Origin of the sequence: Fibrobacter sp. UBA2449 (assembly GCF_002342555.1) — a bacterium.
In the GTDB taxonomy this organism is placed as follows: Bacteria; Fibrobacterota; Fibrobacteria; order Fibrobacterales; family Fibrobacteraceae; genus Fibrobacter.
In genome coordinates this window covers 102,060-116,605 of sequence record NZ_DDQF01000019.1, presented here as the reverse complement: position 1 = coordinate 116,605, position 14,546 = coordinate 102,060, and the positions used below count along the sequence as shown (strand labels likewise).

Annotated in this window: 12 protein-coding genes; 7 read left to right on the top strand and 5 right to left on the bottom strand. The window is 55.6% G+C overall.

What is annotated here, in order from left to right:
- Positions 1-15: 15 nt before the first annotated feature.
- Positions 16-1,581 (top strand): uroporphyrinogen-III C-methyltransferase, encoded by a 1,566-nt coding sequence (gene cobA, locus B4B27_RS11935; RefSeq protein WP_290726827.1) that lies wholly within the window; start codon positions 16-18, stop codon positions 1,579-1,581.
- 78 nt (positions 1,582-1,659) lie between these two features.
- Here cobA and cysK read toward each other — a convergent pair whose 3' ends face one another.
- Together cysK and B4B27_RS11925 are read right to left on the bottom strand one after the other, a co-directional pair.
- Positions 1,660-2,592 (bottom strand): cysteine synthase A, encoded by a 933-nt coding sequence (gene cysK, locus B4B27_RS11930; protein ID WP_072808735.1) that lies wholly within the window; start codon positions 2,590-2,592, stop codon positions 1,660-1,662.
- A 172-nt stretch (positions 2,593-2,764) separates the two neighbouring features.
- Positions 2,765-4,051, bottom strand: a complete 1,287-nt coding sequence (locus B4B27_RS11925; protein WP_290726821.1) for an O-acetylhomoserine aminocarboxypropyltransferase/cysteine synthase family protein — start codon at positions 4,049-4,051, stop codon at positions 2,765-2,767.
- Positions 4,052-4,503: 452 nt separating this feature from the next.
- Between B4B27_RS11925 and B4B27_RS11920 the strand changes: the two genes are divergently transcribed.
- Both B4B27_RS11920 and B4B27_RS11915 read left to right on the top strand, forming a co-directional pair.
- Complete coding sequence (locus B4B27_RS11920) at positions 4,504-5,859, top strand: putative DNA modification/repair radical SAM protein (RefSeq protein WP_290726818.1); 1,356 nt, start codon at positions 4,504-4,506, stop codon at positions 5,857-5,859.
- Positions 5,860-5,863: 4 nt separating this feature from the next.
- On the top strand, positions 5,864-6,637 hold the full coding sequence (locus B4B27_RS11915) for a TIGR03915 family putative DNA repair protein (protein ID WP_290726815.1): 774 nt from the start codon (positions 5,864-5,866) through the stop codon (positions 6,635-6,637).
- A 77-nt stretch (positions 6,638-6,714) separates the two neighbouring features.
- Here the strand turns inward: B4B27_RS11915 and B4B27_RS11910 are convergent, their stop codons facing one another.
- Positions 6,715-8,091, bottom strand: coding sequence for a hypothetical protein (locus B4B27_RS11910; RefSeq protein ID WP_290726812.1), 1,377 nt, complete (start codon positions 8,089-8,091; stop codon positions 6,715-6,717).
- A 128-nt stretch (positions 8,092-8,219) separates the two neighbouring features.
- Between B4B27_RS11910 and B4B27_RS11905 the strand changes: the two genes are divergently transcribed.
- Genes B4B27_RS11905 through B4B27_RS11890 form a run of 4 tightly spaced genes read left to right on the top strand, consistent with a single transcriptional unit; the run spans position 8,220 to position 11,572 of the window.
- Positions 8,220-9,308, top strand: a complete 1,089-nt coding sequence (locus B4B27_RS11905; RefSeq protein ID WP_290726809.1) for a hypothetical protein — start codon at positions 8,220-8,222, stop codon at positions 9,306-9,308.
- Positions 9,305-9,754, top strand: a complete 450-nt coding sequence (locus tag B4B27_RS11900) for a type II toxin-antitoxin system VapC family toxin (protein WP_290726807.1) — start codon at positions 9,305-9,307, stop codon at positions 9,752-9,754. The genes B4B27_RS11905 and B4B27_RS11900 overlap by 4 nt, the downstream gene beginning before the upstream one ends.
- 44 nt (positions 9,755-9,798) lie before the next feature.
- Positions 9,799-11,253, top strand: a complete 1,455-nt coding sequence (gene gatB, locus B4B27_RS11895; protein WP_290726803.1) for an Asp-tRNA(Asn)/Glu-tRNA(Gln) amidotransferase subunit GatB — start codon at positions 9,799-9,801, stop codon at positions 11,251-11,253.
- 7 nt (positions 11,254-11,260) lie between these two features.
- Positions 11,261-11,572 carry a hypothetical protein gene (locus tag B4B27_RS11890; protein ID WP_290726800.1) on the top strand — a complete coding sequence of 104 codons (312 nt, stop codon included), beginning with the start codon at positions 11,261-11,263 and terminating at the stop codon, positions 11,570-11,572.
- Between the two features lie 2 nt (positions 11,573-11,574).
- Here the strand turns inward: B4B27_RS11890 and B4B27_RS11885 are convergent, their stop codons facing one another.
- Both B4B27_RS11885 and B4B27_RS11880 read right to left on the bottom strand, forming a co-directional pair.
- The gene (locus B4B27_RS11885; RefSeq protein WP_290726798.1) at positions 11,575-13,137 is read right to left on the bottom strand and encodes a hypothetical protein; all 1,563 of its coding nucleotides are present in this window, start codon (positions 13,135-13,137) and stop codon (positions 11,575-11,577) included.
- 85 nt (positions 13,138-13,222) lie between these two features.
- On the bottom strand, positions 13,223-14,422 hold the full coding sequence (locus B4B27_RS11880) for a glycoside hydrolase family 18 protein (RefSeq protein ID WP_290726795.1): 1,200 nt from the start codon (positions 14,420-14,422) through the stop codon (positions 13,223-13,225).
- Positions 14,423-14,546: the final 124 nt, after the last annotated feature.

Here is a 14,546-nt window from a genome sequence, read left to right as displayed (position 1 = left end):
TATTGAAGGTTTGTAATGAGCGTTGCTGGAAAGGTTTACTTGATTGGTGCAGGTCCCGGCGATCCGGGGCTCTTGACGCTCCGTGGCAAGGAAATTCTGGAAAAGGCCGACGTGGTGGTCTATGACCGACTCGTTTCGCCTGCGATTCTCGGGTTCTGCAATCCGAAGGCCAAGATGGTAGACGTGGGCAAGATGCCGACGCACCACAAGGTCAAACAGTCCGAAATCAATAAGCTTCTGGTGCAGTTCGCAGGGGAAGTTCCCGGCGGTGTGATAGCGCGCCTCAAGGGCGGCGACCCGTTCGTGTTCGGGCGCGGCGGCGAGGAGGCCTTGGAATTGGTTGCCGCTGGCGTCGAATTCGAGGTGGTCCCGGGCATCACGTCTGCAATCTCCGTGCCTGCGTATGCGGGCATACCTGTAAGTCATCGCGGGATTGCGACGAGCTTCCATATCATTACCGGCCATGAAAAGGCGGAGTCGGGCGATCCCCTTTCCCTTGACTTCGAGACTCTCGCGAAGTGCCCCGGCACGCTCATATTCCTGATGGGCATCGCCAACATGGATTTCATTGCCTGCCGCCTTATGGAATGCGGGAAGGACCCGAAAACCCCGCTCGCCTTTATCGAGAAGGGCACGACCCCGTACCAGCGCACCGTCATGGCGACGCTCGAAACGGCGGGGGAGACGATTGCCCGCGAAAATGTGACGGCACCCGCAATTACGATTATGGGTGGCGTCGTGGAACTTGGGAACACGCTTGCGTGGAAAAAGAACTTGCCGCTTTCGGGCAAGCGCCTCGTGGTGACCCGTGCCGCAAAGCAGGCCAGTGGGATTACCGCACGCCTCACGGCCCTCGGCGCCGAAGTCATCGAAACCCCGATGATCGAAACCAGGGATGTCATCCCCGCGACTTCATCTGTCATCCCCGCTGTCATTCTGGAGGGGCAAAGCCCCGATAGAATCACGGGGATCTTCTCTGCAGACTTCAATGCCCTCGCGAATTTCGACATCCTCGCCTTCACGAGCACGAACGGCGTGGAAAGTTTCTTCAGGCAGCTGTTCGCCGCAGGTTGTGATGTGCGCGTCCTTGCCGGAAAGAAGATTGCGAACGTCGGCAAAATTACCGAAAAGAAGTTGCTCGAATACGGCATCCGCTGCGACTACGTGCCCGAAGACCATACCGGCGAAGGCCTTGGAAAGTTGCTTGCGGCAAAGGTGACCGCGGGGGAAATCGATGAATCCCGCATTCTCCTCCTGCAAGGCAATCTCGCGGACGATACGCTGTTGGAACTCCTGCCGAAATCGACCCGCTGGGTCGTTTACGAGACACTCCCTGTGACAGAACTTCCCGAATGGAAGCGCGAAGCCGTTGCCGGCGCCGATGCCGTCGTATTCGCGAGCACCAGCGCCGTCGAGAACTTTGTCAAGATGGCGGAAGCACGCCCGTCCCTTTCGTTCTGCATCGGTCGCATGACGGAAACCGCCGCCCGCAAGCACGGCTTTGAAACGGTCACATCCGACGAAACGACGATGGATTCCCTCGTGAAGAAGATTGCGGAATATTATTCCGCGGCTCGTTAACCATCGACTGAAAATTTCGAATAAAGAAAAGACGCAAGGACAGAAATCCTTGCGCCCTATCCGAGATGGCTTCTAGATTTATTCCGCGAAGAGTGCCGTAGACAGGTAGCGGTCGCCGGTATCCGGGAGGAGAGCGACAATCGTCTTGCCCTTGTTTTCGGGACGCTTCGCGAGTTCCTTTGCAGCCCAGAGAGCAGCACCGGAAGAGATACCCACGAGCACGCCTTCTTTTTTGCCGATTTCGCGGCCGGCTTCGAAAGCAGCCTCGTTCTCGACAGCAATAATCTCGTCGTAGACCTTGGTGTTGAGCGTGTCAGGCACGAACCCGGCACCGATACCCTGGATCTTGTGGGAGCCCGCGACGCCCTTGCTGAGCACCGGAGAGCTGGCCGGTTCCACGGCCACGACCTTCACGTTCGGGTTCTTGCTCTTGAGGAATTCGCCCACGCCGGTCACGGTACCGCCAGTACCCACGCCCGCCACGAAGATATCGACCTTACCGTCGGTGTCTTCCCAGATTTCGGGACCGGTAGTGGCCCTGTGGGCGGCCGGGTTGGCGGGGTTCACGAACTGGCCCGGAATGAAGCTGTTCGGGATTTCCTTCGCGAGTTCATCTGCCTTGGCGATAGCGCCCTTCATGCCCTTCGCGCCTTCGGTCAGCACGAGTTCGGCACCGTAGGCCTTCATCAGCTGGCGACGTTCCACGCTCATGGTCTCGGGCATCACGATGATGATGCGGTAACCGCGGGCGGCAGCGACGGAAGCAAGACCGATACCGGTGTTACCCGAAGTCGGCTCGATGATGACGGAGCCGGCCTTGAGCTTGCCGCTCTTCTCGGCATCGTCGAGCATCGCCTTCGCGATACGGTCCTTCACGGAACCTGCGGGGTTGAAGTACTCGAGCTTCGCGAGAATCTTGGCTTCGAGGTTGTTGGAAGCTTCGACGTGAGTGAGTTCGAGGAGGGGGGTGTGACCAACAAGCTGGTCGGCAGAAGTGTAAATCTTAGACATTTTGAAATTCCTTTTTTTTTGTGATCCCCGCTAGTGCGCGTAGCCATCAGAGCGGGGATCTTGTTTAAAATTTTGTTGATGTTAAGCCGCGGTCGACGGCCCGAATGAAAAGCCTACTATCAGGGCCAACATCGAACAGAATTAAGGTAAAGTCCGTACATACTATAATTCCTTAGATTGCGTTCAAGGCCTGGTCGAGGTCGTTGATGATATCCTCGTAGTGTTCCGTACCGATGGAGAGGCGGATCGTGGCGGGGCTGATGCCTGCGGCGGCGAGTTCATCCGGAGTGAGTTCGGAGTGAGTCGTCGTGTAGGGGTGCACCACCAGGCTCTTCACGTCGGCGACGTTCGCGAGCAGGCTGAAAATCTTGAGGCTGTCGATGAACTTGAAGGCTTCTTCCTGGCCGCCTTTAACGTCGAACGTGAAGATGGAACCGCCGCCGTTCGGGAAGTAGCGTTCGTAGAGCTTGTGGTCCGGATGGTCCTTGAAACTCGGGTGGTTGACCTTCGCGACCTTCGGGTGCTTCACGAGGAACTCGAGAACCTTCTTGGTGTTTTCTACATGGCGGTCGAGGCGGAGCGAGAGCGTTTCCGTACCCTGCAGCAGCAGGAAGGCGTTGAACGGGGAAATCGCAGCGCCTTCGTCACGGAGGAGGATTGCGCGGATGTAGACGATGTAGGCAGCGGCGCCGGCAGCGGCCGTGAAGGGCACGCCGTAGCTCGGGTTCGTCTCGGTAAACTGCGGGAACTTGCCGCTGGCAGCCCAGTCGAACTTGCCGCCGTCCACAATCACGCCGCCGAGAGTCGTACCGTGACCGCCGATGAACTTCGTGGCAGAATGGATCACGATGTCGGCGCCATGTTCCAGCGGGCGGATCAGGTAAGGAGTGCCGAAAGTATTGTCGATGAGCACCGGAATCTTGTGCTTATGGGCGATTTCAGAAATCGCTTCGATATCCGGGATGTCAGAGTGCGGGTTGCCGAGCGTTTCGATAAGGACGAGCTTCGTGTTTTCCTTGATGGAAGATTCGACTTCCTTCAGGTCACGGGTATTCACGAAGGTCGTGTCGATGCCGAACGGACGGAGCGTGTGTTCCAAGAGGTTGTAGGTACCGCCGTAGATGGTGCGCTGGGCAACCACATGGTCACCCTTGCGGGCGAGAGCCGTGATGGCGTAGGTGAGGGCTGCGGCGCCAGAAGCGACGGCGAGACCTGCGATACCGCCTTCGAGGGCAGCAATGCGCTTCTCGAAAACATCCTGCGTGGTGTTGGTGAGGCGGCCGTAGATGTTGCCTGCATCCTTCAGATGGAAACGGTCGGATGCGTGCTGTGCGTTATGGAAAACGTAGGAGGTGGTCTGGTAAATAGGAACCGCGCGGGAATCGGTTGCGGGGTCTGCCTGTTCCTGGCCAACATGGAGCTGAAGAGTTTCGAAGTGGAGCTTGTTCTGAGTAGTCATGTGTGAAATTCCTTTTTTCTGTTTTGTCATCCCCATGCAGGATGACTGTTAAATAGTGCCCCTATATTTCAAGCCGGGGCCCAGCCTGGCGGATTTAAGCTCCGCGAGCCTCACTTAGGGTACACATTCGATATTTCATAAGCTATCCTGCCTTCGCAAACTATCGTCTTGCTGTTTCTAGGTTTTAAAGTTCTTGGGCGGCGTTTCCGCCCGACGTGGAGTAAATTAGGATTTTATTCCTACCTTTTCAATAGGGAAATAACGGAAGACACAGGAATTTTGCTTATATTTTTCTTACTAATAGGTTTTGTCTATAACTAGATTCCAAGAAAAGCTATAGAGGCGCCTCTTTGCGGCATCAATGCTTAAAATTTTATTCAGTACTTGCTTTTTTGTACACTAGATATTATATTTATACTGCACAAAAGTTCAAGTGAAAAGATGAGTATGATATGGATGTCCGCGAAAAACTGAATATTCTTTCTGCTGCAGCGAAATACGATGTTTCGTGCACATCGAGTGGTTCCAGGCGATCTGCGCCTCCGAGGGGGCTTGGCGATGCTTGTCCGGCGGGAATTTGTCACACGTGGTCTTCCGATGGCCGCTGCATTTCGCTCTTGAAGATTCTGCTTTCGAATGCGTGCAAATACGACTGCGCTTACTGTGCGAATCGTCGCAGCAACGATATTCCGCGTGCGACATTTACGCCAAAGGAAGTGATTGACCTGACTCTCGAATTTTACCGTCGCAATTACATCGAGGGGCTCTTCCTGAGTTCTGCGGTGGTGGGGTCGCCCGATGCCACGATGGAACGTCTTGTGAAAGTCGTGAAGGAATTGCGGACGGTCCACAGGTTCGGCGGCTACATTCATTTGAAGAGTATTCCTGGAGCGTCCGAAAAGCTGCTTCACGAAGCGGGACTTTATGCGGATCGCACTAGTGTGAATATCGAGGTCCCGTCAGAGCGTTCGCTTACCTATCTTGCTCCTGAAAAGAATTACGCTTCGGTTTATGCCCCTATGAACTACTTTGCCGAACGCAAGATTGAGTACGGGGGTTCGCGGGGGAGGTATACACCGAACTTCTTGCCTGCGGGGCAAAGCACGCAGATGATTGTAGGGGCCTCCGGCGAAACGGATTTTCAAATTCTCACGCTGTCAGCAGGGTTCTACAGGCAGCAGCGGCTCAAGCGCGTATACTTTTCGGGCTATGTGCCGGTAAATGCGGACAAGCGCCTCCCCGCGCTTACGACGAAGCCGCCGCTCTTGCGGGAACATCGGCTTTATCAGGCGGATTGGCTCATGCGATTCTACAAGTTCGATTACGACGAAATTTTGGATGCGAAGCATCCGAACCTGGACTTGAATCTTGACCCGAAGGCGGGGTGGGCGTTGCGTCATCCGGAATTCTTTCCGGTCGACTTGCAGACGGCGGATTACGAAATGATCCTGCGTGTTCCCGGAATCGGGGTGAAATCCGCCCAGCTGATTGTCTCGAGCCGCAGGTATTGCAAGATACGCCTCGAAACGCTAAAGAAAATGGGAGTGGTGCTGAAGCGTGCGAAATATTTCATCTACCATCCCGACATTCCCGCGGGAGTGCGACAGTTCTATCCCGAGATGATCCGGCCCTTGTTGCTTGCGCCCTCGAAGACCCAGCAGCTCGACCTCTTCGATAGCACGCCTCTGCTGTTGCCTTCCGCGCCCGCAACAACAAACTCGTTGCCATCTGTATTCCCCAGCACGAATGTCATCCCCGCGAAGGCGGGGATCTCCTTGCCAAAGCCACACCTTCTAGCAGCAGGATAACACCATGTCTCTTTGTATTTCTTACGATTCCTCGTTTGATGGCTTCTTGAGCGCCGTTTTTGAAATCTATTCCCAGCATCTGGATGTGGAAAGCTTTGTCCCTGACCGCGACACGGGAGCGACAGGGGACCTGTTTCAGCAGAACTTCCGTGTGGAGACGAACGACGAATCTGCTTCGCGCCTCCGTCGCGCCGTCGTGAATTATGCGGGCGATGACGTGCTTAACCTGTTGTATGCGGCGTTCCTTTCGGAAGAACCGGGGGTCGAAATGAAGATTCTCGCATACCTTCGCAAGCTGTTTGCGGGTGACGATCCGAATTTTGCAAAGAACGTGGCTTCGACGGAAATGCTCCCGCTATACAAGCTTGCGTATTCGGTGCGTCACGAGGCTGGGGGGCTTCTCGGCATGGTCCGTTTTTCGAAAGCTCCCGGGAACTTCTACGTCTCGAAAATCGACCCGAAATATGATGTCCTCCTCCTCATCGAGCCCCATTTCCGCAACAGGTTTTCCAATGAGAACTGGGTCATCTACGACGAGAGACGGAAGTATGCCCTTCTGCATGACCGAACGGGAGAAAGTCGCGTTGTGACCCTGCCCGATGCGACCGCCTTGACGGATGCCATCCGAAGCGACTCCTTTACTCAGTTGTGGCAGGATTACTACAAATCCATCGCCATCAAGGAACGCGAGAACCCGAAACTGTTGCGCCGTTGCCTTCCCGTACGCTATTGGAAGAACCTTACCGAGCGGCAGACCGCCTGCGTCCCCGCGCTGTAACTCCGGCCCTCGCCAAACCTCTTAAATGAAAGGACCCGCCGATTGGCGGGCCCTTTTCGAATTCTAGGCGCTTGGACTTAGTTGATGCGGCCAACGAGGTTGCCGGAGAGCATGAAGTCCCTCGTGCTGCCGTAGCTGTGGAAGCCGGCGGAGAGGCTGAAGCGGTCCGTGAATGCCTTCTCGAGGTAGATGGCCCCGAGAACGTCCTTCACGTGCTTGGCTGCGAACTTGCTCTGGAAGTCCTTGTGCTCGTGACGGTCGCCCACGTATTCGGCTTCAACGATGATGCGGTCAACGATGGGCGTGACGATGGAGATACCACCGGTCAGCGGGATGACGAGGTCGTCGTCGGCACTGATGTTCATGAGGGCCGCTTCACCGAAGAGCGAGATGAAGTTCTCGGAGAGCGGGACGTTGAACTTGAGAGACACGTTGTGCTTTACGGTAGCGTCGGCGTCGTAGACCATGTCGAAGATGTTGCTACGGTAGCCGAGCTGGATCTTCAGGTCCTTGAGGCTTTCGAGGTTGTGGAAGTTGAATACGGCACGGAGGTCACCCTTGTCGAGGTTTGCCGACTGGCTGATGAAGGACACGTTCAGGTCCATCGTTTCGGACGGGGTGATGCCGAGCTGCAGCTGGTTTTCGGAGGGCTGCGTGGACATGAAACCGTTCAGGTAGCCGTCGATGTAGCCACCGAAGTAGTCGCCGTTCTTGTCGGTGTTATCCCAGCGACCGACCTTGAAGTTAATCAGGTCGTTTTCCTGGAAAGCCCAGGCTTCGTCGAGGGAGTAGTAGTCGTCGAGCTTGCCGTTCTCGTCGTTACGGAAGGCTTTCTTCTTGGCGTCCTTGTCGGCGAATCCTTCGTCCTTCAGGTCACCGGGGTAGAACGCTACGGCAATCTTGCCCTTGAAGTTTTCACCTTCAGCGAGGACTGCGAAGTTGGCTTCGCCGTTCCACGTTTCGAGGTTGTCCCTCATTTCGTCTTCTTCGCTTGCCCAGAAGACCTTGCCAGCTTCCAATTCAAAGTCGGCATTGATATCGAACGCGAGCTTCGGGGTTTCGAGCACGGCGTTCTTGATCATTTTCTTTTTCTTGCGGCGTTTTTTCTTCTTGGCGGGCTTCTGCTCGTCGGCGGCTGCGACCTGTTCTTCGGCAGGGGCTGCTTCGGCGACGGCTTCGGTTGCCGGTGCTTCAGCGGCGGGAGCTTCTGCTACGGGAGCGGCTTCAGCGGCAGGTGCTTCTGCTACGGGAGCGACTTCGGCGGCGGGGGCCTCGGCAGCGGGAGCTTCGGCTGCAGGAGCGGCTTCAGCGGCGGGGGCCTCGGCAGCGGGAGCTTCGGCTGCAGGAGCTTCGGCTACGGGAGCTTCGACAGCGGGTGCTGCTTCGGGGGCTGCTTCCGGGGCGGCAAAGACTGCTGCTGCCAGAACGCAAGAAGCGAGGATCATCTTTTTCATCTTCGGAATTCTCCTTTGTAAATTAATATGCCGAAAGTTTAGAAAAAACAATGGACAAATGGACGAATTGCTTCCGAAAATGGGAGATTTTACCTCAACTTTTACAAAAAAAGTTAATTTTTCGTGCCATGAAGATTAGTCTTAAACGAATTATTTGTTTTGCCACCGCTTTGTTCGTAACATTTGCGCTTGCGCAGGAAACGCTTCCTGTTTATAAGAAAGTAAGAAACGAGGTCAACGAGGCCGCTCCTGTTGGTGAACTTTCCAAGTCCGACTGGATCAAGGAACTCCCGATTCCCAAGGATAAAGTAAAGAAGGTCACCTGGGTCAAGGAAACGGTCGAGGTGACCGACAAGAAGGGCCGCCCTGTCAAGGACAAGAAGGGACGCGTCAAGACGAAGGTCAAGAAGAAAAAGGTGGAAACCTGGGTCGAGGTGGAATCGAGCGAACCGCCGAAGTACGTCCCGATCGAGTGCAAGTACGGAAGCGCCTGGGTGCGCCGCGCGGAACTTGCCCGGTTCCAGCAGGAATCCCTCGACCTGAGTGGCGAGTACGCCTCCGCGACGGGTAGCGTTTATCTGAAAAAGTCCCCGAACAACCCCAAGCGGTTCGACGTGGTTATCCAGAACGGTCCGGAAGGCAACCGTGCTGAAATCGAGATGGGAAACCTCGAAATTCGCGAGGCGGGCCGCAACGCTCGCTTCGCATATCAGGAAGATGGCTGCACCGTGGATGTCGCCGTTACGGGCCGCAAGGTGAAGGTCGCGCAGCGCGGCTGCAACGAGTATAATGCGGGGCAGTACAAGCTTGAAGGCGATTACGACAACTACAAGGGCAATACCCGCAAGGTTGCGAAGTTCAACATGCCTGAGGTCCAGTTCAAGTACAAGAAGTTCTTCTGGTGCGGCAGTGGTTTCGATAGCTGCGAAGAGATGAAGGATGAAAATGGCGCCGTCTACATCACCTGGAGCAAGGGCGGAAACGGCTTCATCGAACGCAAGGCGGGGGAGACCGTGCATACCTACCGCCCGTTCGAACACGTGATTCCTCACAAGCGCGAATTCTACAAGGGTGAAAAGCCCATCGCTATCAAGACCAAACGCACAGACATGGCGGGCGAGTGGATGATCTGGTATTACTACCCGAAGGCCGAACGCTTCAAGATGGTGCGTGCCGGCATGCGCGAAGACATCGCCTACATGGAAATCTACGAGTGATAAGGGATATAGGACAGAGCCGCGTTCTTTTCCTGGATTCCGGCCCGCTGGTCCGGCTGTTGCAGATGCACCCTGATTACTACCCGGCGGTGTCGGGCGTGCTCGACATGGTGTACGAGAAGAACGTTCAGGTTCTTGTTTCTTCCATTACTTTGTTTGAAATTTCGCAGAAGGCGTTTGGTGCCAACGAAGGTGTACTTGCCCGCCAGTACCGCGAGTTCTTTGAACATTCCAAGAATGTGAAGGTGTGTCCGGTAGATGCCGAGGTTTCGGTAAAGGCCGCCGAGCTGTTTGCTGCGGCATCCCGCACCAACCACAAGATTACCGAAGCGGAGTCGCTGCGTCTTGCGACGGCGTTTGTGAACGGCGCCGACTGCATCCTTACTGAATGTGCGAATTTCCGCACCCTTACCGACGCCCTCGTCGTGACTTTGGACGAAGTCTAGCAAAAAAAATGCTATCTTTCCCTCCGTAAAATTACGGAGTTTTTATGTCCAATTATTGTCCTGTTATCGGTCTTGAAATCCATTGCCAGCTCGCAACAAAGACGAAGATGTTCTGCGGCTGCGAAATCGAAGTGAATACGACCCCGAACAAGCACGTGTGCCCCGTTTGCCTCGGTATGCCGGGTGCCATGCCCGTGCCGAACAAGAAGGCGGTGGAATACGCCATTCGCTTAGGACTAGCCCTGAACTGCGAAATCGACCTGAACGCGATGTGGACCCGCAAGAACTACTTCTACCCGGACCTGCCGAAGGGCTACCAGATTACCCAGACGGGTGGACTTCCGGTGTACGACCACCCGATTTGCAAGAACGGCTGGCTCGAAATCGTCAAGGATGACGGCACCAAGAAGCGCGTGGGCATTACCCGTATCCACATGGAAGAAGACGCCGGCAAGCTTATCCACGACATGAGCCCGACCGAATCCCACTTCGATGCGAACCGCTGTGGCACTCCGCTTTGCGAAATCGTGACCGAACCGGATATCCGTAGCCCCGAAGAAGCCGTGCTCGTTCTCAAGAAGATCAAGCAGACGCTGGAATACACCCGTGTTTCCAACGCCAACATGGAAAACGGCAACATGCGCTGCGACGGCAATATTTCTCTCCGCAAGAGCGAAGACGCCCCGTTTGGTATCCGCGCCGAAATCAAGAACCTGAACAGTTTTACTAACCTCGAGAAGGCACTGTACTGCGAAATGAACCTGCAGGCCTCGACCCTCGATGCCGGCAAGGAAGTGGAACAGTGCACCAAGCGCTATGACCCCAACGCGGACAAGACCATCGTCATCCGTAGCAAGGAAGACGCCCACGACTACAAGTACTTCCCGGAACCGGACATGGTCCGCCTCGTGACCGACCCTGCCTTCGTGGAAGAAATCCGCCGCACGCTTCCGGAACTGCCGGATGCCCGCCGCAAGCGCTTCATGGACGACTTCGGTGTTTCCGAATACGACGCCATGGTGCTGACCGAAGACCGCGACGTGAGCGAATGGTACGACACCGCCGCAAAGAACTGCAAGAACGGCAAGGTGCTCGCCAACTGGGTCATCACGGAACTTCTCGCCAAGGTGAAGGAGCTCGAAGGTGGCCTCAGCGCCCTCAAGATCAAGCCCGAAGACCTCTGCAAGCTCGTGAACCTCATTGCCGACAACACCATCAACGGAAAGATTGCAAAGACGGTCTTCGCCGAGATGTTCGAAACCGGCAAGGATCCTGAAGCTATCGTGAAGGAAAAGGGCCTGGTGCAGGTGACCGACACCGGTGCCATCGAAGAAGTGGTCCGCGCTGTCTGTGCCGAAAACGCCGCCCAGTTCGCCGAATTCAAGGCGGGCAAGGTTGCGCTGAAGGGCTTCTTGGTCGGTATGACCATGCGCAAGTCCGGCGGCAAGGCCAACCCGGGCCTCGTGAACCAGATCCTCGACAAGCTCGCGAAGGAATAGTGCCTTAATGCGTCTTGCGTTCGCTGTCTTGCTTGTTCTGTTTTTCGCGCTTCCTGCCCTTGCGGAAGACGTTCCGAACAAGTGCGACAGCCTCGGCGTGAGCACGTTGAACATGACCGAGGAAGAGATTGCAGAAATCTGCGGAATTGACTCGACGAAACTTACCCAGGGGCCTACGCTTCAGGAGTTGAACGAAGAAGACCCGAAATACATCAAACGTGATTATGACCACCGGCAGCAGGTCGTTGTCGGTAGCGTTATTATGTTGTGTGTAGCGCTGGCGATGGTCTTGATGAACAACTACAACCCGAAGCGGTAGCTCTATTTTCCCGTAATTTTGTAATACGCTTTGTTCGGCGACTCTTTTGAGTTGCCTTGCGTACGGCCCTTGAGGTCGGTCATGCGGACTTTGTCGCAGCCGTATTTGTTAGAAGCTTCGGTGGCGCTGTTTACGCGGATGCCGCGCCCGATGGCGGTGGTGCCTTCCTCGATAAGTCCCGCGATGACTTCGGCGTCTGCGCTGAGGTTTGCCTTGTAGGGGATGGTCGCGTCTTTCAAAAGCTTGTCGCCGGTGATGGTGGGCTCGGGCGTTTCGCTATCGCCGATTGTGAGGCCCGCGACGGTGAAGGTCGCTTCTTCGCCGGGGAGGAGGCCCTTGAGCGATTTTTCGCTACGCACGCCGTTCACGGTCACGTAGGCGTTGTGGTAAAGCGGTGCGATGCCGATGTTTTTTACGCGCACGGCGGCAGAAATCTTGTTGATTGCGTAGCCCGTGATTTCGAACTTGTAGCCTGCATAGGAACTGGCCTTGTACACGCGTTCCTTGGTGGCGTAACTGCCTTCGGGCGCATCGTTGCCGATTACATAAGTCATGTGGTACTTGGCGGCGGCATCTTCCCAGGTGACTCCGTAAAGGCCTGCCGGGTTCAGGAACTCGCGCTGGTCCTTTTCGGTGTAGTAGCTGACTTCGCCTCCGCCGGGGGCGGTTTTCCAGCGGTCCGTACCCAGGTCGCGCCAGTTACGCTCGTTGTCGCCGTTGCCCTGCGAAATGTCGTGTTCCGCGTGCATGAAGGAATCGTCGAACAGCCCGAAATTGAGCCCGAGCAAGGTCTTGTTGCCTGCGACGGGTGTGTAGTTGTTGTCTGCCGCATCGATGGAGATGCTCCATGGGGTCTCTTTGAACAAACTATCAAGATGCGTCAGGAATTCGGCCTGGTAATCCTTGGTGGCGAAGTTGACTCCAAAGTTTAGCTTGGTGCCGTAGATATGATATTCGCCCCAGTGCCCGAAACCCGCCTGCACGAATGCGATACGCGGGTCGTTGTCGTATTTCGTGGCAAAGTCGGTGTAGAACTGCTTGTAGAACCACAGGAGTTCCTTGTTGCTCCAGTCGGCATAGTAGGTGGGGCCGTCGCCGCCCGGGTCTTCGGAATACGTCTCGGTGTAGGACTTGTTCGCCTTGATGTAGTTGGGGACTGCGGTGGCGCCCTTCACCTTCTCGGTGCAGCCCGATGCGTTCGTGATGGTTGCGCTCGGGTACTCGATGCGGAACCGCACGATAGCCTGGTGCCCGCGGCTCGCGATATCGTCGAGCATCTTTTCGAAACTGCTCCAGTCGTAGTCAATCTTGTCGTCGGTCTTGCCCTTCACTACGGCGCAGGGGAGGCAGTACGAGAATTCGAGCGAAATGGATTTTTGCAAATCCTTCTGGTCTTTTGCCTGGTCGGGCCAGAACACGATGCCCTTCATGGGCTCGAGCGATTCGATGCTCTTGTTTAGGGCAACGGAACGGTCTGCCGCGAATGACATTGCGGCAAGCATGCCTGTTGCCAATGCCGCAGTTGTGATAACGGGGGCGGCGCCCGCGAGATATTTTTTCACCATATAATCCACACACCTTTCGGGAAAAGACCCGATGTTATTAATCTAATACAGAATTTGCGTAAAGTCAAGTAAAAAAATGGGTCTTTTAAGGTTCGAAAATACGGATAAACTTCGGTTTGCTTTTCACGCTCTTGCCGAGAGCGTCCACCTGCTTGCCTGTGGCGTTTTGCTGGCGGTGCTGCGGTGTGGCCTTGACCTTTCGGGCGTATGGAATTGCGTCGGTGGAACCGTCGCGCAAAACTACCGCGATGCTGTCAAGAATCGGGTTGCCTGTACCTTCGATGTAGTCGTGCGAGACTTCCCACACCATGATGCCCGCGTAGCCGTTATCCTTGACCCAGCGGCTCTTGATGGTGGAGGAATGCGGGTCTTCAAAGGTCACGTAGCCGGTCGAAGATACGCCGTAAGGTGACACGGAGACGCTGTCGAAAAAGAATTCCCATTCGGAATTCGTGACAATGTCCTTGTACGGGACCTGCTTTGCCGTTCCCTTGGTGAAATCGGTGCCGGGGCCCGTTGCGCCCTTGAATTCAAATCCGAACGAGGGGATTCCGAAGACCATCTTTTCGGTGGGGACGCCGCGTTTTTTCCAGTAGTCGCGGGTCTGTTCCCACGACCAGGTGGTGTAGCCGTTGTGCGGGTAGAGCGGCGAATCGAACATTGCCTTTTCATCCCAGTCGCCGGTGATGTCGTAGGTCATGAAACCGAACCAGTCCAGGTTTTTCACGAGGACTTCGGGCGTGAAGAATTTGCCGTAGTATTGCGAGCAGGGGAGCGCTGCCGAGAGCGTTTTGCCTTCGGGGAGTGCCGCGCGGAGTTCCGTGAGCAGCTTGTTGTAGGCGATGGTGTCGGCGTCGGGCACGGGATTGTATTCCCATTCCCAGTCCATGTCGAGGCCGTCCAGGTTGTGGTCGGCGACGAACTTCACGAGGTTCGCGATGAACTTTTGACGGAGCGCGTCGTCCGATGCGACGGGCACGAAGTTTTCGCTCTGTCCGCCACCGCCGAGCGATACGATGACCTTTGTTCCTGCGGCATGCCCGAGTGTAACCATTTTGTCGAGAGCGCTCGGGTCGTCTGCGGCATCGCCCTTGAGCGAACCGTCCGTATCCGGCGTGATAAAGCTCCACAGCACGTGAGTCAGCTTTTCGTACGGGACCTTGTCTACGGTGTATGCGGGCTTGTGCCACTTTCCCCAGTCGGGATAGTAGCCGATAAACAGCGGTTCTGCCCACGAAGAGCAAGCGCCCGCGAGTGTCAAAAAGAGGAGAAAAAATACCTTCATATTCCTAATATATCCTTTTTTGGGGCGAATAGTCCCGTGATGTGCTGAAAGGGGTGAAATGTTCCGTTTTTGCGATGGAGAAATCGCGTGTAAACCGCGTTTTTTCTTGAAAAACGACATTTTG

Bases quoted from the DNA above. Each gene is read 5' to 3' on its own strand.
- cobA (WP_290726827.1), top strand. From the start codon at position 16: ATGAGCGTTGCTGGAAAGGTTTACTTGATTGGTGCAGGTCCCGGCGAT.
- B4B27_RS11885 (WP_290726798.1), bottom strand. From the start codon at position 13,137: ATGGTGAAAAAATATCTCGCGGGCGCCGCCCCCGTTATCACAACTGCG.
- B4B27_RS11925 (WP_290726821.1), bottom strand. From the start codon at position 4,051: ATGACTACTCAGAACAAGCTCCACTTCGAAACTCTTCAGCTCCATGTT.
- B4B27_RS11905 (WP_290726809.1), top strand. From the start codon at position 8,220: ATGAAGATTAGTCTTAAACGAATTATTTGTTTTGCCACCGCTTTGTTC.
- gatB (WP_290726803.1), top strand. From the start codon at position 9,799: ATGTCCAATTATTGTCCTGTTATCGGTCTTGAAATCCATTGCCAGCTC.
- B4B27_RS11920 (WP_290726818.1), top strand. From the start codon at position 4,504: ATGGATGTCCGCGAAAAACTGAATATTCTTTCTGCTGCAGCGAAATAC.
- B4B27_RS11890 (WP_290726800.1), top strand. From the start codon at position 11,261: ATGCGTCTTGCGTTCGCTGTCTTGCTTGTTCTGTTTTTCGCGCTTCCT.
- cysK (WP_072808735.1), bottom strand. From the start codon at position 2,592: ATGTCTAAGATTTACACTTCTGCCGACCAGCTTGTTGGTCACACCCCC.
- B4B27_RS11880 (WP_290726795.1), bottom strand. From the start codon at position 14,422: ATGAAGGTATTTTTTCTCCTCTTTTTGACACTCGCGGGCGCTTGCTCT.
- B4B27_RS11910 (WP_290726812.1), bottom strand. From the start codon at position 8,091: ATGAAAAAGATGATCCTCGCTTCTTGCGTTCTGGCAGCAGCAGTCTTT.
- B4B27_RS11915 (WP_290726815.1), top strand. From the start codon at position 5,864: ATGTCTCTTTGTATTTCTTACGATTCCTCGTTTGATGGCTTCTTGAGC.